Raw genomic sequence first — 23,644 nt, 5'->3', positions numbered from 1 at the left:
CGATATAATTAATATATTATTTTTTCCATTTTCAGGCTGTCTGCTGTTTGAATTTTAAGTAAAAGAAGCTGATTTTCTGGTTTAAGATTAGAAATTATTATTGATTTTTGGCTGGCATTTTGTTCTAAAATTAATTTTCCAGTTATATCGAAAACCTGAACTTTTTGAATATTTGAATCTTCTGATTCTATGACTAATTGTCCTTTCTTTTGATAGATTACAAGATCTTTTTTATTTGGCGAAATGTCTTCTACCTGCAATGTTTTAGCTGTAAATTTTAAAACAAAACGAGTATTAAAAATTCCTTTTTCAGTAGAAAATACATAAGGTTCTTTTTTTAAATCATGTAAAATCATTTTGTCCTTATCTTCAAGATAAATGGATTGGTCCGTAAAAGTTTGATCCAATTGATCTATACTTATGGTAAAATTTCCCTTGATTTCTGTTTTATAACCCAGGACTATTTCATCTGAATCTTCAAAAGGGAATTCCCTGCCTTGTATAGTCCACCTTTTTTCTTCATTAAAACTATAAAAATCAATATACTTGTTTCCATTGAATGACTCTCCGTCAAAAGCCGAATCGTACCCGTTTGTTGCTCCTTCAATATAACCAATTAAAAGCTGTTTGAATGCACTTTCTTGGCTGGTAAGATTAAGCCATATTCTGCTTTTTTGCACTTTACTCATTTTTTTAGCGCTTTTTGCAGGTTTAAAAAAGAGTGAATTGTTTTCTGTAATTCGCATACTATTTTCAAATTTCACTTCCCCAGCAGTTAAACCCTGAACAAAAAAAGATTGTGCTGAAGCAATTTTTCCGTCAGGCAAAGTTTCATTTTCACCTGAAGCCATTGCTGCTCTTGTACCCACACCGCCCAATAGATTATAAACCGCATAATCATCAGAAGTGTATTTATCAGCAAAAGGTGTGTTATGGGTCCAGAAATAAAGAGTTCCTTTGATAACATCTTTGTTGTCTTTTAAAAATATATCCGCATCAAGAGCTGAGGGATATGGGTTTCCAATTAAATTGAAACTATCTGTATTGCCAACATTTATTTTTACTTTTCCGTTAACTGGTATTCCTTTAAAAGTTGCCTCATATTTTTCCGGAACCGTAACTGAGAAATCCTGTGGCCCACGAATAATATAACCTTTCCCTAATTCCATATTTCCTGATGGATTTTCCTCTTTCCAATTATTTGCATTAAAATCAAAAGAGAAAAATTTATCTAATAATGTATTTGGAGAAACATCGATTAGTTTATGGTTTTCAACCGGTGAAGACCAATAAGTATAATCAAATTTTCGAATGGGTGTAGTTTTGCGTTTAAGATAAATAATACCTGTATTTACTATTTCATCATCAGATTGATATAAAGCTGCTGTATCTTCTAAAGTCAAAATTCCGGATCCCGAATAATCAAAGTTTAATCCCAAAGTTTTTCCTGCTGAAATTGTCACTGTCTTACCAGATTTTATATTACAACTACATGCATTTGTTGAAGAAGAAAACAAATGATCATCTTCAAAAGTTAATTCTTTTTCGAATGAAGGAAATCCATTTGACCAATTCGTGCCATTCCATTTTGAGCTATTAGTACATAACTTCAAACGGGCAATTCTATGTTTTGCCATTCCTGATACCGAGTTAAAATTCCCCCCGATAATCAGTTTATAATCAGATGTAAAACCCATAGTATATAAAGCCCCATTTAAACCCACTGAAAATGAGGAATCAAAAACACCATTAGAAGATAACCGTAATAATCGTAAAGAAGCTGTTCCGTTATAATTTCCTGAAAATGTTCCTCCAATCAAAATCCTGTTATCGGGCTGTACTAAAATACTTCGTACGTCACCGTTACTAAAACCGGTTCCGGAATTAAAAGCCATATCTAAAGTACCATCTGAATTAAGTCTTAAAATTCGTTTTTTTGAAACTCCATTATAATTTAAAAAAGAACCACCCACAATAATTTTCCCATCAGATTGCAAATCAAGTGCATATACATTTTTGTCAAACCCAGTACCTGTAGAAAAACTGCTATCTATACTTCCGTCCGCATTTAACCGTACTAACTTCGAATATACTATGCCGTCGAATGTATCAAATCTTCCTCCTAATATAATTTTTCCGTCTGGCTGGACTATCATAGCATCTACGATTCCATTTGCACCTACAGCAGCATTAAAAGTACCATCAATTGTACCGTCCTGCATTAGGCGCACTATGCGACCAAACGTAACACCATTATATTTCGTGAAATTACCTGCTGCTAATATTTTCCCATCTGATTGAATCGTTACTGAATATACCTGACCATTAAAACCACTTCCGGAAACAAAACTGTTATCTAAGCTTCCATCAGGTAAGATTCGGGCAATGCGATTGCAGACTGTATTGTTGTAAGTCGTAAAACTTCCAGCTATAATCATTTTTCCATCGAGTTGCCAGGCTGCCGTTTTGATACCATTATTAGCTCCTGATTGTGCTGAATTAAATGTATTATCTAAATCTCCCTCTGGCAAAATACGCGCAATTTTTGAACACGCAACTCCGTTAAAATTTGAGAAATTACCAAAAACCATTGTAGTATTATCAGGCAATGGTAATACTTTTGAAACCGAATTATCAAATCCGACTCCCGCCGACAGATAACTAATATCGTGAATTCCACTAGCATCTGTTTTAGCCAGTTTTCCCTGATTTAAAGAATCAAATACTGAAAATGACCCGCCAATGTACCAACTTCCATCATCTGAATTTTCTAAACTAAATACTGATGCTGAGCCAGGTCCGCCTTCTGCATTGAAGTCCGTTTTAATTATCCCGTCTGGATTTAAAAGTATTAATCTGTTTACTTCAATTCCATTATATAAAGCTGTAAAAGAACCTCCGAGCATAATATTTCCTGACAGATCTGTTTTTATAGCGTTTACAGTACCGTTATTGAAACCTGTTCCTGAAAGAAAACCAGAATCGATTGATCCATCTGAATTCAGCCGAATAATCCTGTTAGCAGCAATTCCGTTATAATCTGTAAATTCACCTCCCAGTATAATTTTTCCATCTGATTGTAAGGACATTGCATGGATTTCATCATTAAAAGCAGTTCCAACATTAAAACCCATATCAATACTACCATCTGAATTTAAGCGAACTATTCTATTGACATCGATACCATTAAATTTTATAAAATTTCCTGACAGAATAATTTTTCCGTCAGGCTGAACCTGAACACAATTTATATTTGAAGGAGCACCGGAACCAGTTAAAAAAGTGGCATCTAAATTTCCATCAGGTAAAATCCTGGCTATCCTGTTTACAGTAATTCCATCATACTTTGTAAAGCTTCCGACAATTATAATTTTTCCATCTGATTGCCGGGCAATTTGATATATAATGCCCGTACCTGCTGCTATAGAAGTATTAAAAGTACTATCATGCGAGCCATCAGCATTTAAACGGATTAATCTGCCTGCAGCAACTCCGTCATAACTGGTAAAATTTCCTCCAATAATAATTTTGCCATCATTCTGTATGCAAGACGAATATACTTTTCCATTAAAACCTGAACCTGTATCAAATTCTTCATCTATAGTTCCATCTTTTTTGAGTCGGGTCAAATAAGAAAGTGGTTTTCCGTTAAAACTCAAAAATTCACCTCCTACAATTAAATTCCCATCAGTTTGAATTGACAAGGTTCTGACTGCATTATTAAAACCATCACCATTAAAACCATCATCATAAGTATTAAAACTAGTGTCTGGTTTTCCTTGTTGGGCATTATTTGAAATAGACAATAAACTAAAAAGAATTATTAATAAGTAATGTAATTTTGATTTCAAGATATTAGGAGTTGGGTTATAAAGATTAGATAAATACAATTAATAAGAATTTACATGCAATTTATAATTATCGCTCACCTGTTACAATACCAACATTTAGTGATTTTAAAAACTATAAAAAAATAATATTTTTAAACAAAAACACCCGATAACTTGCGCTATCGGGTGTTTTAATTAGTGTTATTGTGCTTTTTTCTATTTAAAAATCACTTTTTTGGTGGTCTGATAACCATTCTCCAGAATTACTTTTACCAGTACAACCTGCTCGGCGAAAGGCAGATTCTGCATAATCAGATCAAGACTGCCTGTAGTATCTTTGCTGTACAATTGCTTGCCGGTAATATCATAAATAAATACCTTATCAATGTTTTCCTTAGTCGAGTTTACTGTAATGGTTTTGTTTTGAGACACAACCCATACAGCATCATTCTCTGTTTCAAAATCACCTGTCCCTAATGTAGTATTTTTGTATCGCAGCACAAATCGATTCTTGAATGTACCTGCCTTTGTCGTAAAAGTATAGTTTTTAGCCGTCAATTCGTTTATTGTACCGGTCTGTGTGTCTTCAAGATAAATTTTCTGGTTTGCCAGACTTCCATCAGCCTCATCAATTGCTATAGTAAAATCACCTGCAATTGTTGAACGATAGCCCAAAGGAACAACATCTGAATCACTGAATGGCAGTGCACGTCCCTGAATGGTCAGGTTAGAAGATTCACTGATGCTATAAAAATCAATATAACTGTTGCCGTCATAACTTATTCCGTCAAAGCTTGTATCATAACTGTTTGTAGCACCTTCAACATATCCGATAAGAGTCTGTTTGAATGCTCCTCCTGTATTGGTAAGATTCAGCCACAAGCGGTGTTTCTCAATTCCGGCTGATTTGGATGTTTTACCCGGTTTAAAAAATTGGGTATTATTGGTTCCACCATAACGCATGGAGTTATTGAACTCCACATAGCCTTCTGCAGTTCCCTCTGCCTTCACAAAGAAAGACTGTCCTGCCGCTATGAAACCTGTCGGTTTCTTGCCGTTATCAACAGCAGGTGTACCAACAGCATGATTAGGATCACTTGGTGCAGACGCAACACCTCCTGTCAGGTTATAACTTGCATAATCATCTGAAACATAAGCAAGCTTTGAATTTACAATTTTTATGGCTGTATTGTGGGTCCAGAAATAAATAGTCCCTCCTAAAATAGGATCATTATGAGAATTCTTTAAAAAATCATCTGCATGAATCGCAGAAGGATAAGGATTCCCTATTAGATAATATTTACCTGTCTGGAGATACTGGCTGCTGGTAATATTCCCGTTGTTTGGCTTACCTATAAACTGCACTGGCTGTACATAGCTGGCCGCAGTGGGATCCGGCCATGCAAAAGGCTTTGGAACCCTGATGATATAACCGATTCCTGGCTGCATAACATTGGTTGAGGTCTCGATTTTCCAGCCACTACCGCTATAGGACTGGTATTTGTCCCAAAGCGTGTTAGGCGATAGATTGTATAATGTCTGACCTTCTACTGGCGATGACCAATACGTAAAATCGAAATTCTTCATTGGCTGCGAATCGCGCTTGTAAATGATTTTACCTGAATTTACAGCATTGGTTAATTGAACTAAACTCGCGTTATTCTCAAAGATCAAATTTTCATCTGTATCAACTGTCACCGCGTTTGTTATAGTTAAAGTACGTCCTGTTTTTATAGTAACTTTTGTTGAACTTCCCGAAACCCTGCAACTACAGCCATATAAATCAACATTAGGATCTACAGCAGGAGGATAGTTTCCTGTAAAAACAATATTTTGATCTAAAGTGGGTACGGATCCTGTTGACCATGCGGTTCCGTTCCAGGTATTCGTTGTCTGACTAATAATTGAAGCTGGAGCTGTTAAAGGTGATTTACAGCCACTGCTATTATCCGTTATCCTAAAAGTATAGGTTCCAACTGCTAAACCAGTGACAGTCGTTGTAGATCCGGAACCGGAAGTATTTACCGTGCCGCTTCCTGAATTTATTTCAAGAGTCCATGCTCCTGAAGGCAAACTGCTTAAAGCAATAGTTCCCAATGAATTACAAGTTATGTTTTTTATTGTTCCTATCGTTGGAGGTGTCAATAAATTAGTTACGGTTTGGATATCATCTCCGATAGAATTACCTGAAATATCTTCAACCGTGTTGGATGAAGGATCTAAAGCTGTAACTTTTGCAGAGTTGATCACTCTTCCTAAGGCTACATCAGCCGCTGTAATAGTATAATCTGCGGTTAAAGTTGTCGTTGCCCCAGCAGCTAAGGAAGCTATAGGAGAACCTGATATTGTACCAATCATAGGATCAGTCACTACTACATTTGTTAATGGAACGTCTCCTGTATTCGTAACTTCAAAAGTATATCTAATTTTACCTCCTACTCCGCATCCCAATAATGTCGCTTTTTTTACTAAAGCTAAGGTGGCTAATTTTAATGAATTGGTATTAAAAGCAATAAATGCGCAATCAGAACTTCCTGAAAAATTAACCACAAAGCGGTCTATCTGCGAGGAAGTTGCATCTGTAATCCCAAATGCACTTAAATCAAAGGCCAGCAGACGAATATCACGGGTATCATTTGCACTAAAACCAGCGGCTGGAGTACCGTTATTAGTATTAAATAAATCCAGTCTGTAAGTTCCAACAGCCGGAATAGAACTAGAAGTAAAATCTACATTAACAGAATTACCAATAACAACTCCTGCTGCATTAACAAAACTGAATTTGTCAACTACTGAATTTGGCTGAGCAACCTGACTGACAATAATATCAGGAATACCATCCCCGATTATCCCGATTTGTATATTATTTGTACCTATTTTGAATTCAGCCAAAGTATTTGCTTTTATATTTGCAATCCCTGTACCCAAAGCCAATCCATTAATACCGTCTGTAAGTCTATACGCTAATTCGGCAGGCGTTGATAAAGCTCCTCCAAGAGCAGGAGTTAATATCCTATTCGTTAAAGAGCCATCAATATTAGAACCTTGCAAATAGTAGCTGGACGCGTCATATGGCAAAGATTGTATTTTTAAAGCTCTGAAACGACTATTCACAAATTTAACAGAATTAGCAGTCAAAACAGCATTATTAGCGCCTGTAGCATACGTTTTTCCCTGCCAGTCAAAGGCAAGCAAATTATTTTCAGTATTAGGCTGATTTGCCACTACACTAGTAGCAGAATTAGATGTGAAATAAGTATTCCAATCGGTATATATTCTTGTTACCGAACTTTGACTTAAAGTTTTGGAAGTAATGAGTAAAAAAAATAAAACAACAATTTTTAAAAATAAAGAACGTTTCATCGAAAGTGATTTTCTAATCATTGTATAGGCTTATAAAGATTAAATTAGTCTTATAGAAATACTTCTTGTATGTATTTCCCTGATAGTTTTCAATAACCTGATATTTAAAATAATTGAAAATTATGTTTTAAAATCCACACTAAGAAGCATATAAGACACAAAAATAATCCTTTGTGCCACTTATTTTAATTGAAACCAGACAAACTCGATTAAAGGCATATAAACCCGATGTAGAACCAGTGTACTTTATAAGTAAAAAATTATATAAGTAAAAAGCTACATGAAAATATGTTCAATTCTATTAAATCATTCACTTTTAACCATAAAGGTTTTTCAAAATTAAAAATGGTTAATATGATATTAAAACAAAAAAATCCGACAACTTACGCTATCGGATTTTTTTGTTTTATGGTTTGTAGTTTTATTTAAAGATCACTTTTTTAGTTGTCTGGCAACCATTCTCCAGCACTACTTTTACCAGTAAAACCTGTTGTGCGAATGGCTGGTTCTGAAGAACCAACTGAAGATTGCTAACCCTATCTTTACTATACAATTCTTTTCCTGAAACATCATAAATAAATACCTTATCAATGTTTTCCTTAACCGAATTTACTGTAATGGTTTTATTTTGAGCCACAACCCACACAGCATCATTCTCTGTTTCAAAATCTCCGGTTCCTAATGTTGCGTTCTTGTAACGAAGCACAAATCGGTTCTTGAAGGTACCTGCCTTGGTTGTAAAAGTATAATTTTTCGCCGTCAGTTCGTTTATTGTACCGGTATCCTTGTCTTCAAGGTAAATTCTCTGGGTTGACAGACTTCCATCAGCCTCGTCAATTGCTATAGTAAAATCTCCCGCAATTGTCGAACGATAGCCCAAAGGCACAACATCTGAATCACTGAATGGCAGTGCACGTCCCTGAATGGTCAGGTTAGAAGATTCACTGATGCTGTAAAAATCAATATAGCTGTTTCCGTCATAAGTTATTCCGTCAAAATTTGTATCATAACCATTTGTCGCTCCGTCAACATATCCAATCAGCGTTTGTTTGAATGCCCCTCCCGTATTAGTCAGGTTCAGCCAAAGGCGGTGTTTCTCAATTGCGGCTGATTTGGATGTTTTGCCCGGTTTAAAAAATTGGGTATTATTGGTTCCTCCATAACGCATGGAGTTATTGAACTCCACATAGCCTTCTGCAGTTCCCTCTGCCTTCACAAAGAAAGACTGTCCTGCCGCTATGAAACCTGTCGGTTTCTTGCCGTTATCAACTGCAGGTGTACCAACAGCATGATTAGGATCACTTGGTGCAGACGCAACACCTCCTGTCAGGTTATAACTTGCATAATCATCTGAAACATAAGCAAGCTTTGAATTTACAATTTTTATGGCTGTATTGTGGGTCCAGAAATAAATAGTCCCTCCTAAAATAGGATCATTATGAGAATTCTTTAAAAAATCATCTGCATGAATCGCAGAAGGATAAGGATTCCCTATTAGATAATATTTACCTGTCTGGAGATACTGGCTGCTGGTAATATTCCCGTTGTTTGGCTTACCTATAAACTGCACTGGCTGTACATAGCTGGCCGCAGTGGGATCCGGCCAAGCAAAAGGCTTCGGCACCCTGATGATATAACCGATTCCTGGCTGCATAACATTGGTTGAGGTCTCGATTTTCCAGCCACTACCGCTATAGGACTGGTATTTGTCCCAAAGCGTGTTAGGCGATAGATTGTATAATGTCTGACCTTCTACTGGCGATGACCAATACGTAAAATCGAAATTCTTCATTGGCTGCGAATCGCGCTTGTAGATGATAGAACCAGAATTGTTGTTAACATTATTAATTTGTACTAAACTGGCATTGTTTTCAAATGTCAAAGAACCATTAACTGTTACTTCATTGGTTATAGTTAATGTAACTCCTGATGGTACTATTGCCACTACATCTGAGTTAATTGTCAAAGCGCAACCTACTAAATCTGTTGTAAAGGGCGAGTTTGGAGTTACTGCAGCTATTACAACATTCATAGTCGCATTTGGCGGTACTCCTCTACTCCAACTGCTGCCATTCCAAGTATTAGAATTATTGAAAATAGTAACCGTGGTACTGACTGGAGAAGTACATCCATCGGAATTAGTTACTGTGAATGTATAACTACCAGCTGAAAGACCTGAAATCGTTCTGTTTGTTGTATTAGGAATTGTATTGCCATAACTTGCAGCAGCATCTCCAGTTTGATTAATTGTCCAATCACCAGTTGGCAGATCTCTTAATTCTACACTACCCGTATTTGTTGTACAATTAAGATGAGTTATGATTCCTACAGTTGGAGCTGTAGGTTTTTGGTTTACTGTTATCGCTACAATATTACTATTTGTCCTACCGCAACCATTAATAGCATAGTATCTAACATTCTTACCATTGTCGGCATAAGCTACTGTATAAGGAAGTGATAAAGCGGTATAAGTGCTACCGCCTGAAGTTGTAGAAATCTCCCAGCCTGACGCCGTAACTGCCGAACCATTGTTTGTAACCGTTGGTACAGTAGGATTCAATGAATCATCTTGGCATAATAAAGCTGGTGAAGAAATAGCCGTTATAGCAGGTGCATTATTTATTGATGTTATATTTATTGGCATACTTACAGAACAGCCTGCAGCATCTGCATAATTTATAGTATAACTTCCGGAATCTAATCCTGTTCTGTTTAACGTAGTTGCAGCATCTGACCATGTAACATCCAATACGTTTACATCTATCACATTAGTACCGCTAACCCCTCTCAAATCGACCGTTTTTGCATATACAACATTATGGGAATTGTCTAATAACTCTAATAACATATTCTGACCTCTAAAAGCATAGGCATCATTACGATTATAAATTCGCAAATAATCGATATTTTTAGGCGAAGCCAAACTTATTTCCAGATACTCATTTCTATTTGGTGTATTACTATGATACATATTTCCATTATTCCCATCTATAGCCAGTGCAGGGCCAAAGGATGCAGCATTGTTTAAATAAACTGAACTCGCTGTCGCACTAGCTCCATTGGAACTTAATGCTACATTTTGACCTGTAAAAATTTCAAACGCATTTATCTCTGCAACTTGCAGCCAGGCATCAGGATTGTCAAATTTTTGAGTCAGCCTTATATATCTAACATTAGCAAGACCACCAGAAAATGTTGGCGAAATAGTTCCATTATTTGATGAAGAACAAGTTTCATCCACTTTATTAGGTGTGATTACAGGTGTCGCATTTAACATTACTGTAACATCCAATCGGGTAGTACTCTCACAACCTGAAGTTTGCGAAGCATAATAATGATTTCCATTTATTAGGGGCGTTGCTGCTGTCAGCTGATTTCCTCCTATTAGTGCATCATACCATTTTATAGCTGTTCCTGTGGCGGTAAGATTTGCTACTGTTGGCGAACCTGCTGCACAAAATGTTTGAAATTCTGAACCTGTAGGTGTTGCTGGTATAACATTAAATGTTATTACTACATCATCAGTAGAAGAGGTACATGGTGAATTAGAAATTGTCCATCTCAATGTATATGTTGACCCTGCTGTACCAGTAAATGTACTTGTAGGACTTGATGGATTTGCAATTGTTCCCCCAGTTCCACTAACGATAGACCATACCCCTGTTCCAACTGTAGGAGCATTTCCGGCTAATGTAACTGAAGTCAATCCACATGTGGCAATACCTGTTTGATCCGGACCTGCATTTGAAACTGTTGGACTTTGATTAAAAGTAATCACTACATCATCTGCAGAAGAACACACACCGTTTGTAATTGTCCATCGCAATGTATAGGTTGAGCCTGCCGTTCCTGAAAAAGTACTATTTCGGGTAGATGGTGATGCAATTGTTCCGCCTGTTCCGCTTACAATAGACCAGGCACCTGTTCCATCTGTAGGATTATTACCATTTAAGGTTACTGATGTCAGACCACAGGTTGCTGAATTTGTTTGATCTGCACCAGCACTTGCTACTGTTGCTGTAGCATAATTAGTCAAAACAACATCATCTGTTGAAGTACAAGCTCCATTAGTAATTGTCCATCGTAATGTCGCACTGTTTCCTGCGGTAATTCCTGTAACCGCAGATGTGTTTGAAGTTGGAGTAGTAATAGTTGCTGTTCCGCTAACTACTGACCACACACCTGTTCCTATCGTCGGCGAATTACCAGCTAACGTAAATGAGGCCGAATTACAATTGGATATATCCAATCCTGCATTTGAAACAGTTGGAGTAGCATAATTTGTCAAAACAACTTCATCTCTTGCAGTACAAGTACTTCCATTTGTAATTGTCCATCGCAATGTTGCGCTGGATCCTGCAGGAACTCCAGTAACCCCAGATGTATTCGAAGATGGAGTAGTTATAGTAGCCGTTCCGCTTACCACACTCCATAAGCCTGATGTCCCAATTGGCGCAGCAGTTCCAGCAAGGGTAAAAGTAGCATTGTTACATTGGACTTGATTAGATCCTGCCGATATTACGGCTGGGACAGTGCTCACTGATAACGTTGTAGTTATAGTAGTAAAATTTGCAGTACAATTTGGAGTAACACTTGTAGTGGTAACTCCAGTTATTCGTAAAGTTTGGCCACTGTTCAAAACAGTTAAAGCTGTGCTTGTAAAACTCCCCGCTCCAGAGCCATTAGCAACAACTCCTGTTATTGGCGTTTGTGCAATATTAGCTATAGTATAACTAATTGTTGAAGTACTATTTGGTAACAACCCTGTTAAATTAATTAAGTTACCAGTTCCTAGACAAGCCGTTCCCGATCGTGCTGCTCCAGTTAAAGTTGGGGTTGGATTAATTACAACACTCCCACTCATAACTTTACATTCCGTAGTTCCAACTACAGCCATTACTGTATAAGTACCCGCTGTAGATTGAGTTCCAAAACTGATATTTGTTCCTGTTCCAGCAACTGCAGTACCTACATTTGTCGTACCATTACGTTTTAATTGATAATTAACTCCTACTTGAGAATTATTAAGCCCCATTGCCGTATTTGTTCCTGCACAGCTATTTACACCAGTCATCATATAATCTGTTGGGTCACTTGCAGTCAATTTAACATCATCTATTAGCCAGTCATCTCCACCCGTTGTAGTATTACAATTTCCAGTTCCAGCAGAACTAGTTGAGGATGATGCAACAAATTCGAGATCGGCAGTTACTCCTCCTGCCCAAGAGGGAATCGTAAGTGTTATTGTGCCTTGACCTAAACTACTTTCGGGCATACCTGGCTTGGTTGCTGAATCTCTACCTACAGCTATAGGGAAACCTGATGCTATATAGCTTGTTCCTGTAACAGGTGTGGTAATATTATCTGTAGTAATTACAGCATAACCTGCATTAGTAGTATTAAATGATGGGTTTACAATGGTCATATAAGTAATACCCCCAAGTTTTATATTAATAGTTGCATTTGTATTACAATTTAACCTATCAGCATTTTGTCCTTTAATTTTAAAAGTAAGCGTTAATGAACTACCTAATAAACCTGTTACGTTTTGTTTTAGCGATATATTACTTGTACTATTTACATCGATATATGCCTCATTTCCATAACGAAACCAACCTGTATTAGAACTTTCTGGCAATGTCCAATTACTGCCGTCAGCAGAACTATTAAATTCTCCTCCTTTAACAACATTACAACCTGACTGCCCATAACCCAATTGAAATACAAAAAAAACAAAACAAAGCCATTTAGCAGTATTACCAAATAAGTTTGTTGTTATAATTTCTGGAATATTGTGATTTTGTTTTGAAAAAAATAAACCAATAAGAATTTGTAGTTTTTTAATCATGTTTGGGGCGGATTAAATTTAAAAAAAGTAAACTTATTTCTATTAAAATTGTTTTTTTGACAATTTTATCAAATAACAACTTAATAATACCCTAAACTTAATTAGTATTAAATCTGTAAACAGATTGATGTTCTGATAATCAAAACATAAGAATTAAAAAATGAATACTAAATTATTTGGGGCTAATTTATAGAACAAAAATAACAGTTCTGAATGGTTTTTTTATCAAATTTTAAACTATTCGATAAAAAGCAAAAAAAAGCGACAAAAAGAATACTTTATTAAATAAAAAAAATATTTACATGTAAAATCTTACTAATCATAAAATTTATTTGATATTAATTATTTTCTTATTTACACTTAAAAAACCTTTTTAAGATAAATTATGTTTCATAAAAAAATCCGACAGGATTACTATCGGATTTTTTTATGAAACATAATTATTTTATTACCTGAATATGATTTTTCTTGTTTGTTCGTTATCGTTTTCCAAAAACACTTTCACAAGCAAAACCTGTTCTGCTGCATTTAACTGTGTGATTGAAAATTGATTGCTATTTATCTTGTCTTTTTTGTAAATCAATTTCCCTGAAATATCATACAAAAAGACTTTACTGATATTATCATCATTCAAAGATGTAATGTTAATAACTTTACGATTCACTGTAACAATCAAATTATTTTTATTATTTTCTAAATCACCTGAACCTAAATTTGAATCGCTGTATTTCAGGACAAAACGATCATCAAAAGTTCCGGCTGCAGTAGTAAACATATAATTTGATGATTGCAGATTATGAATCGTCTGTGTAAGTCTGTCTTCCAGATAAATAGGCTGTGTGGTAAAAGTTCCCTCTGTTTGATTTATTCCTATTGTAAAATTACCAGCAACAGCGGTTTTATATCCCAGAGGCACAAGATCGGTATTTTCAAATGGTAATGCCCTGCCCTGAATAACAAGCTTTTTATCATTATTTATACTATAAAAATCAGCATATTGATGGCCATCTATCGTGACTCCGTCAAACTGATCTTCATAATTATTAGTTGCTCCCTGGATATAGCCAATTAACATTTGCTTATAAGCCTCTTTATTATTACTTAATTCAAGCCATACACGATGTCTTTCAGAATCTGCAGCTTTTCCCTGCTTAAAAAACTGATTATTATTTCCTGCTATACGCATACTATTTGTAAAAGCAATGGTTCCGGGTGCTTTTGAAGCTGCAAAAAATGATTGACCGGCAGCAATTTTTCCATTAGGTTTTTTTCCTGTATCCAGAGCAGGATTATTATTATGCCCAGGGTCACTTTTTGCTGAAGTACCTACTCCACCTGTCGAATTATAAGAAGCATAATCATCCCCTGTATATCCAGTGCCTGAAAGGGGCGTATTGTGTGTCCAAAAATAAAGAGTTCCTGCTAAAATTGTGCTATTCGCTGATAAAAACAAGTTTGCATCCACGGCTGATGGATATGGATTCCCTATCAAAAAGTAACGTGTGGCCGTAACAGAAGTTACTTCTTCTGCAAAAATACTTCCATTATTAGGGACTCCAACAAACCGAACATTCTGAGCATAAGGAAAAACTACATTTTCTCCATTAGCCCAAAGTCCGGCCTTAGGCGTTCGGATTATATATCCTTTTCCTGGTGTCATAGGATTTAACGGAGATTCGTGTTGCCATTTAAGAAGAGTGGTGTTATAGGAGAAATATTTATCATATAATGTATTGGGTGAAAAAACATTAAGCACCTGACCGTCTATTGGAGAAGACCAATATGTGTAATCAAAATTTTCCATCGGTTCAGAGATTCTTTTGTATATAATATCACCTGTATTACTGATATCATTAGTCTGCACAAGACTCGCACCATTTTCAAAAGTTAGCGTTCCTCCCGTAGTTGTAACTGCATTGGTAATAGTAAAAGTGTCACCTGAGTTTACTACAACTGAAACACCGGGATTTACAGTACATGTACAGCCACTTATATCTCCTGCTAAGTTATAATTAGCAGCAAACACAATATTATTATTAATTGTTGGTGGGGTGGACCAAACAGAACCGTTCCAGGTTGATGTTGGTATTACTAAAGAATTCAGTACAATATTAGCTGAATTAGGAGAATAACATGCATTTGTTTTAACCGCAGCAGTAAAGGAACTTCCCGGTGTAAGGTCAGATATGGTAACGCTTGTTCCACTTCCTGAAAAAGTCTGGCCTGTTGAAAATTGTAATGTCCATTCTCCTGCCGGAAGACCATTTAATACCACTTTTGCTGTTGGATTTGCACATGTGGCCTGAGTTATTGTACCCACAGTAGGAGCTGTAGGACCTGTACTAACCAATATTGAAATAGTATTAGACGAAGTTGCCATCATGCCACAGGAAGCATTTCCTGAACGAACCCTGTAATAATAGGTAGTATTAGAACTCAGCCCTGTAACGTCAACACTGGTTACATTTCCGACATTTGAACCATTATAACCCGTAACAAAACTGCCAAAAGCAGGATCTGTAGAAACGTCTAAATAATAGGCATTAGCACCGTCAACAGGATTCCAATTGGTTCTAAAACTAGTACACGATAATATAGCAGCAGCTGTTGCAACCGGAGTTTTAACCTGTTGTGTCTGATATTGAATAATATTAGAATTAGCACTAATGCCACAACTTGTATTTCTGCGTACTCTGTAAAATATTGGACCAGGAGGAACGTTAGTCACCGCATAAGTTGTTACGGTTCCAACATTTAAGCCATTATAGCCTGTAACAAAACTAGTAAAGGCAGCATCTGTAGCTACATCCAGTACATAACTTGTAGTTCCTGCAACTGCATTCCAATTTGCAGTTATAGTCGATGTACAATTGGCTCCTGTTCCGGCAGTTGCGACCACTTCTGCAGCTGAACCAACTGTAAAAACTTTAGCATTTGGACTGCTTACACCTGTAAGTGCTACTGTAACCCTGTAATCCCCCGGAGTCAAACCCGTTAGGTTTTTTGTAGTGGCAATAACTGTATTATTACCGACCCTCTGCCAGGCATAGGTATATGGATCGACCCATTCGGGAGAATTCTGAAATGTACCATTGAATCCCGCAGGTGTAGAGGTTAAAGTCGTTCCTGAACCATCATAAAAATTATATCCGGCAATTATACCCGGCTCAAAACCAGAATATACTGTAGGACCAAATGCAAGACTCTCGATTCTTGATGCAGAAAGAGCAGTACTGTAAAATGCTGCTTTTAAAATACTTCCCGTAAAAGTTTCGCCATTTGTATTAGAAAAAACCCGGCTTCCTATTTTAGTAGTAAAAGTCGATGCCCCATAATTGGTAGTGTTCACTACACCCCCTGTTACCGGAACACTAATACCATCAATATAAATCCTTATCCGGGCACCATCTCCAGTTACAGAAACGTGGTGCCACGCTTCATTTCCTAGTGTTGCGGGATTAAATGAAGCCGTGACAACACCCGTTGCCACACTCCAAAGTTCTAAAGTGGATGAAGAAGAAAAACCAAATTCTATTGCATCATTCTGACCAAACAAACTCATTCTGCCTGTTATATCAGATGCCTTAAACTTTATCCACCCACCCATAGTAAAAGCTGCTCTATTAGATAGCATCTGACTTCCCAAGTCTATGTAATCATTATCTGCCGCCACAAATCTGACACTGTTGTTCATATTAGTTATGGTGATACTACCATCACTTCCACTGGCACAAGAAGCAACTCCTACAGTTCCTACAGGCTGTGGTAACAAAGGAAAAATTGTCATCTCTGTAGTGGCAGTTACGCAGCCTCCAACATTGTAGGATATGGTATAAGTTCCTCCTAAGCTTGCTGTTAAATTTACCTCCCCTGTTGATGCACTTACAAAAGACAAACCAGGCGGAGTCGCGGAATAAGTACCTCCTGTATCTCCGGATTGTGTAACTGCCACCGTACCTGTTGCTATAAATGCATTGCCAGGATAGGAAATTGAGGGAGGAGGTGTAAATCGATAGACCTGTCCTGTAGCTGGTTTAGCATTAAGTGTAAATATAAAAGAACTGGAAGTTGTTGTTGGACTTGCGGTCACATTATTCAAAAGCAAATATTTTCCATTGGCATCATATATACCTATAGTTGCACTTGGATTTCTCAATGCCCCTGCACCTTGCTTATAAATGTATTCTATGACGTTACTTTTTTCATATAGCCATACCTGAAATGAAATGGCATCAGTTGCTCCTGCATAATCCCACTTTTGCTTCGAAAATTCAAGCTTGAAAATCCTATTAGGTGCTGTACCCGAAACCTGGTATTTTGGAATTACGGTAAGTTCAATATCATCCCATAATGCAAACAATGCCGGTTTTATAATATTAGCATTGGCAATATTATTCGTATAATTTTGTGATGCTGTTGGATTAGGTGATGCAAATGTGATCCAGCCATTACTGGAAACCCTTATATTAGAATAGAAAGCTCCTGCAAAATTGAAGGTAAATGGCAAAGCAACCGTACTTGAAAGTACATCATCTGAACTTGCTGCCAGAGCAGGTACATCTGTGGCCGACAATAAATTATCATAGGTCCTTGAACTTGCAGAAAAACAGTAATTATTAGCCTCTAAACCTGCGGTAACTGGTGGAGTAAATCTATAAATTTGACCTGTTGCAGGTTTTGTACTAATGTTCGTTGTAAAAACATCCGGTTGGGCAACAGGTGTACCGCTGGAATTATTTAAGGTCAAATATCTGCTGGAACCATCATATATTCCTATTGAAGCTCCGCCGGAAGACGCAGTATTTGCTGCTACAGCTCCCTGATTGTACAAAAACTCAACTACATTTGTTGTCTCAAATAACCATACCTGAAATGAAATCACATCTCCGGCAACTCCATTATTCCAGCTTTGCTGACTCCACTCTACCTTAAACCTTCTGTGAGGAGCAATTCCGGTTGTTACGTAGCGGGGTGCAACATTGCATTTTAAATTATCCCATAACGGAAATAAAATTGGCTTTCTTGTTTCTGCATTTGCCTGGGTATTATCATTAGATTCAGCCGGTGTTCCTGAACCTAAATATATCCACCCATTAGGAGAAACCCTTATAGAAGTATAAGCTGTTCCTGCAAAAGCAAATGTAAAAGGAAGTGTTATTGCGTTAGAAATTCCTTCATCTGCTGTGGCTAGAATTGAAGTATCAGTTACTCCGGCAACACCTGTAAGCGAAATATAATTTCCCTGGATTGACGTGAAAGTATAATTACTTGCCGATTGCCCATATGAATATACAAAAATTAAAAAGAGACCTAAAGTTATGTATATGTTTTTCATTTTAATTTATATTTAGGTTAATTAGGTTAAGTTGTTTCCTACTCAATAAACTATCATAAAATGCAATTATGACTTAAAAATCTTAAATTAGCATTACTAAAACACGATCTAAAGTACTGCTAATCAATACTAAAATTTAACTTGAATAAATTAAAGATTATCTCAAAAAAATATTTTAGAATATTATATACTTGGCAAATCGATCTATTTAAATTTGATTTTAAATAAATGTGAATAATTTATAAACTTGATTTTATATAAAATCCGACAAAACAGTTTGCCGGATTTTTTAAAGAGTATTAGTATATCATTTAAATAAGGCTTTTTTAGTAATAGATTTTCCATTCTCTAACAACACTTTTACTAATAAAATTTGTTGGGTAGAAGGTAAATCCTGGATTATTGACTGTGTATCCCGGATATTCTCCTGATTTAATAATTGCTGACCTGAGATATTATAAACAGAAATTTTATCTATATTTTCCAAAGTAGAGTTTACAGAAATAATTTGATTCTTAATTCCAATTGAAACAACATTATTTACAGCTTCGAAATCATCTGTATTTAGGGTTTTATTAGTATATCTTAAAACAAACCTATTGTTAAAAACCCCTGTTGCAGTAGTAAAAGTATACGCATGTTGTCTTAAATCATTAATAGTGTTTGTTAACTTATCTTCTAAATAAACGGCTTGATTCGTGAACATTCCATCAACCTGATCTATTGAAATTGTAAATTCTCCTGCTATAATCGTACGATATCCTAAAGGCACAGTATCAGAATCATTAAAAGGCAGCGCACGACCCTGAATCACGAGATTACGATTCGAATTGATACTGTAAAAATCTATGTATAAATTTTTATCCAAAGTTATACCGTCAAAATCACTGTCATATCCATTAGTTGCCCCTTCAATGTAACCAACTAATAATTGTTTAAAAGCCCCTCCTGTGTTTGTCATGTTTAGCCAAATACGGTGTTTTTCCAGCACGCTGGGTTTTGATGTTTTAGAAGGAGTTAGAAATTGAATGTTTTTTTCCGAGATTGCACCATTCAATGCATTTGTTGTTGATTGTCCAAACGAGCACACACTCACTAGTATGCCTACCGTAATAAAAATCCTTCTCATCTCAATAAAATTTTAAGTTAATAATTCATTTTTTAACAAAAAAAAGGCTCCAAAATTTATTTTTTCGCATTTATCAAAGAACACGATTAAGATAATAATTTTTTAATCACTAATCGTTAAAATGCAATAAAAATCGATGAAATGCACTTCTGTTATTTATTTAACAAATTGTATTGAAATAGTTAATTGAAAATCAAGAATATAAAAATTACAATTCAAAACAATAAAGTTGGAGTTATTGTTAACTTTTAAAAAAACAAAATATGACTTATAAGCTTTTGTCAGTTTTTTTTTCTTTTGTAAAACGTAAATAAACTTTTCTGCTGTTTTTTGAATAATAAATAAAAAAAATCGCCACTATTATTAGCAATTAATTATTCTGAAGCTGTTGTGATCTTTTTGGTTATTATATCGTGGTCATCTAAAACGATTTTAAGTAATAAAATTTCATTTTTGAATTTGAGAGTACTTATTGCTACTTCAGATGCTACAATATCAAAATCACTATAAACTAATTTTCCTGTAATATCATAAACAAAAACCTTGTTAATAGTTTTCTCTGTAGAATTAATTCTTAAGGTCTTCTTATCCAACCAGGCCAAAACATTATTTTGGTGTTCAAATTCGTCAGCGGATAATGTGGCATTGGCATACCTTAACACAAATCTATTGTTGAAAACACCTACACTGCTGTTAAAAACATAATCATTTTGAGTTAGGTCAGTAATGGTATTAGTTAACTTATCTTCTAAATAAACAGGGTGACTACTAAGCATTCCATCGGCATTGTTTACTGAAATTTTGAACTCTCCTGATATAACTGTACGATATCCTAAAGGCACTATATCTGAATTATTAAAAGGCAGTGCGCGACCCTGAATGACTAGTTTATTGTCTTCATTAATACTATAAAAATCGATATATGCATTGCCATCAAAGGTGATTCCGTCAAAATCGTTGTCGTATCCATTACTTGCGCCTTCAACATATCCAATTAATAATTGCTTAAAAGCACCGCCTTCATTAGTCATATTAAGCCATAAACGATGCTTTTCCAATGAACTTGATTTGGATATTTTCGGTGGTTTAAAAAACTGATTATTATTTCCCTGAATCCTCATACCGTTATTAAACATAACTGTTCCGTTTGCAGTAGCCAAAGCAAAGAAAGACTGCCCTGCCGCAATTTTTCCGGATGGCAAGGCCCCACCAGATGGTGCAGGCGCAGTTAAAGTTCCTCCAACACCATTATAAGTCGCATAATCCCCTGAAGAATAAGCTTCTTGAGTGCCTATCATTTTCAAAGGAGTATTATGGGTCCAGAAATAAACAGTCCCGCCTAAAATTGAACTGTTATTAGGATTGTCAAAAAAAAAAGCATCTGCACTTATCGCTGAAGGATACGGATTACCTATTAAATAAAATTTTCCGGCGTTGAGTGACTGCCCGGTAATATTTCCGTTATTTGGAGTCCCGATAAACGCAACAGCCTGCGAATACGGAAAAAGCAACAACTTCTCCATTTGGCCAGTTTCCTGCTTTTGGGGTTCTGATGATATAACCAATTCCTTTAGCCATAACCGAGGCACCATATTCCTGATGCCAGCCAGTTCCAGTATAAGAAAGATATTTATCCCAAAGTGTATTAGGAGATAATCCAAATAAAGTTTGCCCCTCAACGGGTGATGACCAATAAGTAAAATCGAAGTTCTTCATTGGAGTTGAAATTCTTTTATAAATAATATTGCCAGAATTAACGGCTGCAGCATTATTCTGCAATAAACTGGCATTATTTTCAAAAGTTAGTGTCCCGCCATTATTAACAACTGCATTTTGAATCGTTAATGTATCATTACTATTCATTACAACTGTAACTCCGGAATTCACCAAACAGGAACAACCACTAATATTTCCTAATCCTCCTCCGGCTGAAGAATAATTTGAAGCAAAAACAGATTTTGATTTATTGTTGGAGTACCATCCGACCAGCTACTATTATAAGTATTAGTGACAAGATTATGAACCACAACATTTGTAGAAATATCAGAAATACAACTTCCGGTATATTCAACAGTAAATTGATAATTTCCAGGAAGAAGATTAGAAATTGGATATGATGAACCTGTACCCGTATAAGTTGTGGATGCGGTACCTGTCTGTTTTATTAACCAGGTAACCGAAGATGGCAATCCGCTTAACGTTAAACTTCCAGTAGGCGTTATACATGTAGGCTCAGTAACAGCTCCTAGTATGGGTGCAGATAGTTTTGGTACGATTGTAATTTGTATTGCCTGGGTTGCTGAACAATTGGAATTCTGTATGGTCATCGTGCCCGTGTATGACCCTGCAGTAACTCCTGCGGGTATTGCAATTGTATTTAGGTTTCCTTCTCCAGATGAAAATGAAAATACTGTTGTTGACTGATTAATAAATCCGGCTGCAATTGCCGCTGGATTCCATACAATACTATAACTTACCGGCGTATTTGATGTCGCTTGATAAGGCAGCGTCGCCAATTGAGAACTTGTACTAAAACAAATATTGTTAACTGTTCCTGTTGTTGTAATAGCTGGCAAAGGATTTACAGTAACCGTTGTAATAGCAGATGTTGTCTGACTACACGCACCGTTTTTAACAAGTGCCCTAAACTGGGTAGTCTGTGTTAATATTCCCGGTGAAAGACCATCTGTGGTATTAGAAATTGGTGTCCAGGAAGAAAAAGGATCTACTGAATATTACCATCCGGTAATCGTTCCTGTGTATCCCGACAAAGTTAATGAACCACTTGTAGCTCCGCTGCAAATAGCCGGAGGTGTATTGATTGTCCCCCCAACACTGGCAGAATATATATTAATTGTTACAGCATTATTTGCATTTACAGTATTTGTACAAGCTTCTGAAGTAAGATTAGTTATAGTTATTGTACTTGAACCTGGTGTAGTTAATCCAACCGCCGTAAAGGTTCCTATTCCTGTTCCTCCAGTAACCGACATTGTAGCGGTTAATCCGGTTACATTTGGATTGCTGCGATTATAAGTTACCACATAATCTCCATTTGGCAAACCAGTTAATCTTACTACGGAAGTTGTACTTACTGTTGTACAAACATCATCAGCTGTAGTTGGTGCAGTAAGTCCGTAAGTTGGGCAGGTGTAAATAACATTTAACTTACCGTTTCCACCGTTTCCGCCTTTTCTACCACCACTAACAGATAATATGGATGCTGCTCCCGAACCTCCTCCTCCAGGTACAGCGCCATTAGTTCCATCACTAAATAATGCTATTACACCGGTAGCACCATTACCACCTCCTGACGAACCTCCTGCCCCAGCAGTTGCATTATTAGCACTTCCGCCATTAGCAGATGTTCCTGCTCCACCACCTCCGCCGCCAGAATTTATTGTTACAAGATTTAAAATTGCAGCAGTTGCTCCGTTTCCTCCTGAAAATTTTATTCCAGCTCCTGAAGCTGCTCCTCCGGCTCCACCAGCACCTAAAGAAGGATTTCCAAATTTACCGCCAAACCCACCATTTGCAATAACTGTTGAAAAAAAGGTTTGTCCGCCATCAGTACCATCTACTCCATTAGCACCTGTTCCGCCCTCACCTACCTTATAGTTCAAAACAGTTGCAGGAGTTACACTTAATGCAGTAATCTTACTATAAGCCCCACCGCCACCGCCACCGCCTGCAAAAAGAGAAAGTCCCGCTGTGACACCTCCTCCTGCACCGCCAGCACCCCAACATTCTACATTCAATGAAGTTACACCAGCAGGCACCTTAAAAGTACCAGCAGTTGTTGTTGTTGGTGAAAAAGTGATTTGCGACGACATAAAAGAGTAAACAAAAAACAATGTAAAAAATAGTTTTAGTCTCATAACAACAGAGTTTTAAGATTAAAAAAATCAATTAATTCTTCGAAATACTTATGAGTGGTATTGAAAAAGCTAATACTGCTAGAACTGTGGGGCGTGTCTGGAACAGCTACTTTTCCTCAAAAAAACATATTTACTAAACAACTGAATTTAAGTTGCTTACAATGGGGTATTTCAAAAATATAAAAAAAATAATTCCAATATGTTAAATTTTCTTACTTTTTTACATTCATTAAAGCTTTTCCACAATTATATTAAATAACC

Annotated in this window: 9 protein-coding genes; all 9 read right to left on the bottom strand. The window is 36.3% G+C overall.

Annotated elements, in window-relative coordinates:
* Positions 1 to 8: 8 nt before the first annotated feature.
* Entirely contained in the window at positions 9 to 3,851 is a 3,843-nt protein-coding gene (locus K8B81_RS13345) for a calcium-binding protein (RefSeq protein WP_223682091.1), read from the bottom strand.
* Positions 3,852 to 4,046: 195 nt separating this feature from the next.
* Positions 4,047 to 7,214, bottom strand: a complete 3,168-nt coding sequence (locus K8B81_RS13340; RefSeq protein WP_223682090.1) for a DUF7507 domain-containing protein — start codon at positions 7,212 to 7,214, stop codon at positions 4,047 to 4,049.
* Between the two features lie 400 nt (positions 7,215 to 7,614).
* Positions 7,615 to 13,041, bottom strand: a complete 5,427-nt coding sequence (locus K8B81_RS13335; protein ID WP_223682089.1) for a T9SS sorting signal type C domain-containing protein — start codon at positions 13,039 to 13,041, stop codon at positions 7,615 to 7,617.
* A 448-nt stretch (positions 13,042 to 13,489) separates the two neighbouring features.
* Positions 13,490 to 18,376: a LamG-like jellyroll fold domain-containing protein gene (locus K8B81_RS13330; protein ID WP_223682088.1), complete on the bottom strand. Its 4,887-nt coding sequence runs from the start codon at positions 18,374 to 18,376 to the stop codon at positions 13,490 to 13,492.
* Positions 18,377 to 18,683: 307 nt separating this feature from the next.
* Positions 18,684 to 19,505: a T9SS sorting signal type C domain-containing protein gene (locus K8B81_RS13325; protein ID WP_223682087.1), complete on the bottom strand. Its 822-nt coding sequence runs from the start codon at positions 19,503 to 19,505 to the stop codon at positions 18,684 to 18,686.
* Positions 19,506 to 19,879: 374 nt separating this feature from the next.
* Positions 19,880 to 21,028: a hypothetical protein gene (locus K8B81_RS13320; RefSeq protein ID WP_223682086.1), complete on the bottom strand. Its 1,149-nt coding sequence runs from the start codon at positions 21,026 to 21,028 to the stop codon at positions 19,880 to 19,882.
* On the bottom strand, positions 20,967 to 21,368 hold the full coding sequence (locus K8B81_RS13315; protein WP_223682085.1) for a fimbrial protein: 402 nt from the start codon (positions 21,366 to 21,368) through the stop codon (positions 20,967 to 20,969). The genes K8B81_RS13320 and K8B81_RS13315 overlap by 62 nt, the downstream gene beginning before the upstream one ends.
* A 50-nt stretch (positions 21,369 to 21,418) precedes the next feature.
* A complete protein-coding gene (locus tag K8B81_RS13310) occupies positions 21,419 to 22,081 on the bottom strand; it encodes a hypothetical protein (protein ID WP_223682084.1) in 663 nt (220 codons plus the stop codon).
* Positions 22,082 to 22,240: 159 nt separating this feature from the next.
* Positions 22,241 to 23,383, bottom strand: a complete 1,143-nt coding sequence (locus K8B81_RS13305; RefSeq protein WP_223682083.1) for a glycine-rich domain-containing protein — start codon at positions 23,381 to 23,383, stop codon at positions 22,241 to 22,243.
* Between the last annotated feature and the right edge of the window lie 261 nt (positions 23,384 to 23,644).

Origin of the sequence: Flavobacterium hibisci, from assembly GCF_020026925.1 — a bacterium.
GTDB classification, from domain to species: Bacteria; Bacteroidota; Bacteroidia; order Flavobacteriales; family Flavobacteriaceae; genus Flavobacterium; species Flavobacterium hibisci.
Note: the sequence above shows the minus strand (reverse complement) of the source record. Positions and strands in the feature narration are given on the sequence as shown.

Coding starts and splice junctions, on each gene's coding strand:
- K8B81_RS13325 (WP_223682087.1), bottom strand. CDS start 19,505: ATGAGAAGGATTTTTATTACGGTAGGCATACTAGTGAGTGTGTGCTCG.
- K8B81_RS13340 (WP_223682090.1), bottom strand. CDS start 7,214: ATGATTAGAAAATCACTTTCGATGAAACGTTCTTTATTTTTAAAAATT.
- K8B81_RS13315 (WP_223682085.1), bottom strand. CDS start 21,368: ATGAATAGTAATGATACATTAACGATTCAAAATGCAGTTGTTAATAAT.
- K8B81_RS13335 (WP_223682089.1), bottom strand. CDS start 13,041: ATGATTAAAAAACTACAAATTCTTATTGGTTTATTTTTTTCAAAACAA.
- K8B81_RS13305 (WP_223682083.1), bottom strand. CDS start 23,383: ATGAGACTAAAACTATTTTTTACATTGTTTTTTGTTTACTCTTTTATG.
- K8B81_RS13320 (WP_223682086.1), bottom strand. CDS start 21,028: ATGGAGAAGTTGTTGCTTTTTCCGTATTCGCAGGCTGTTGCGTTTATC.
- K8B81_RS13330 (WP_223682088.1), bottom strand. CDS start 18,376: ATGAAAAACATATACATAACTTTAGGTCTCTTTTTAATTTTTGTATAT.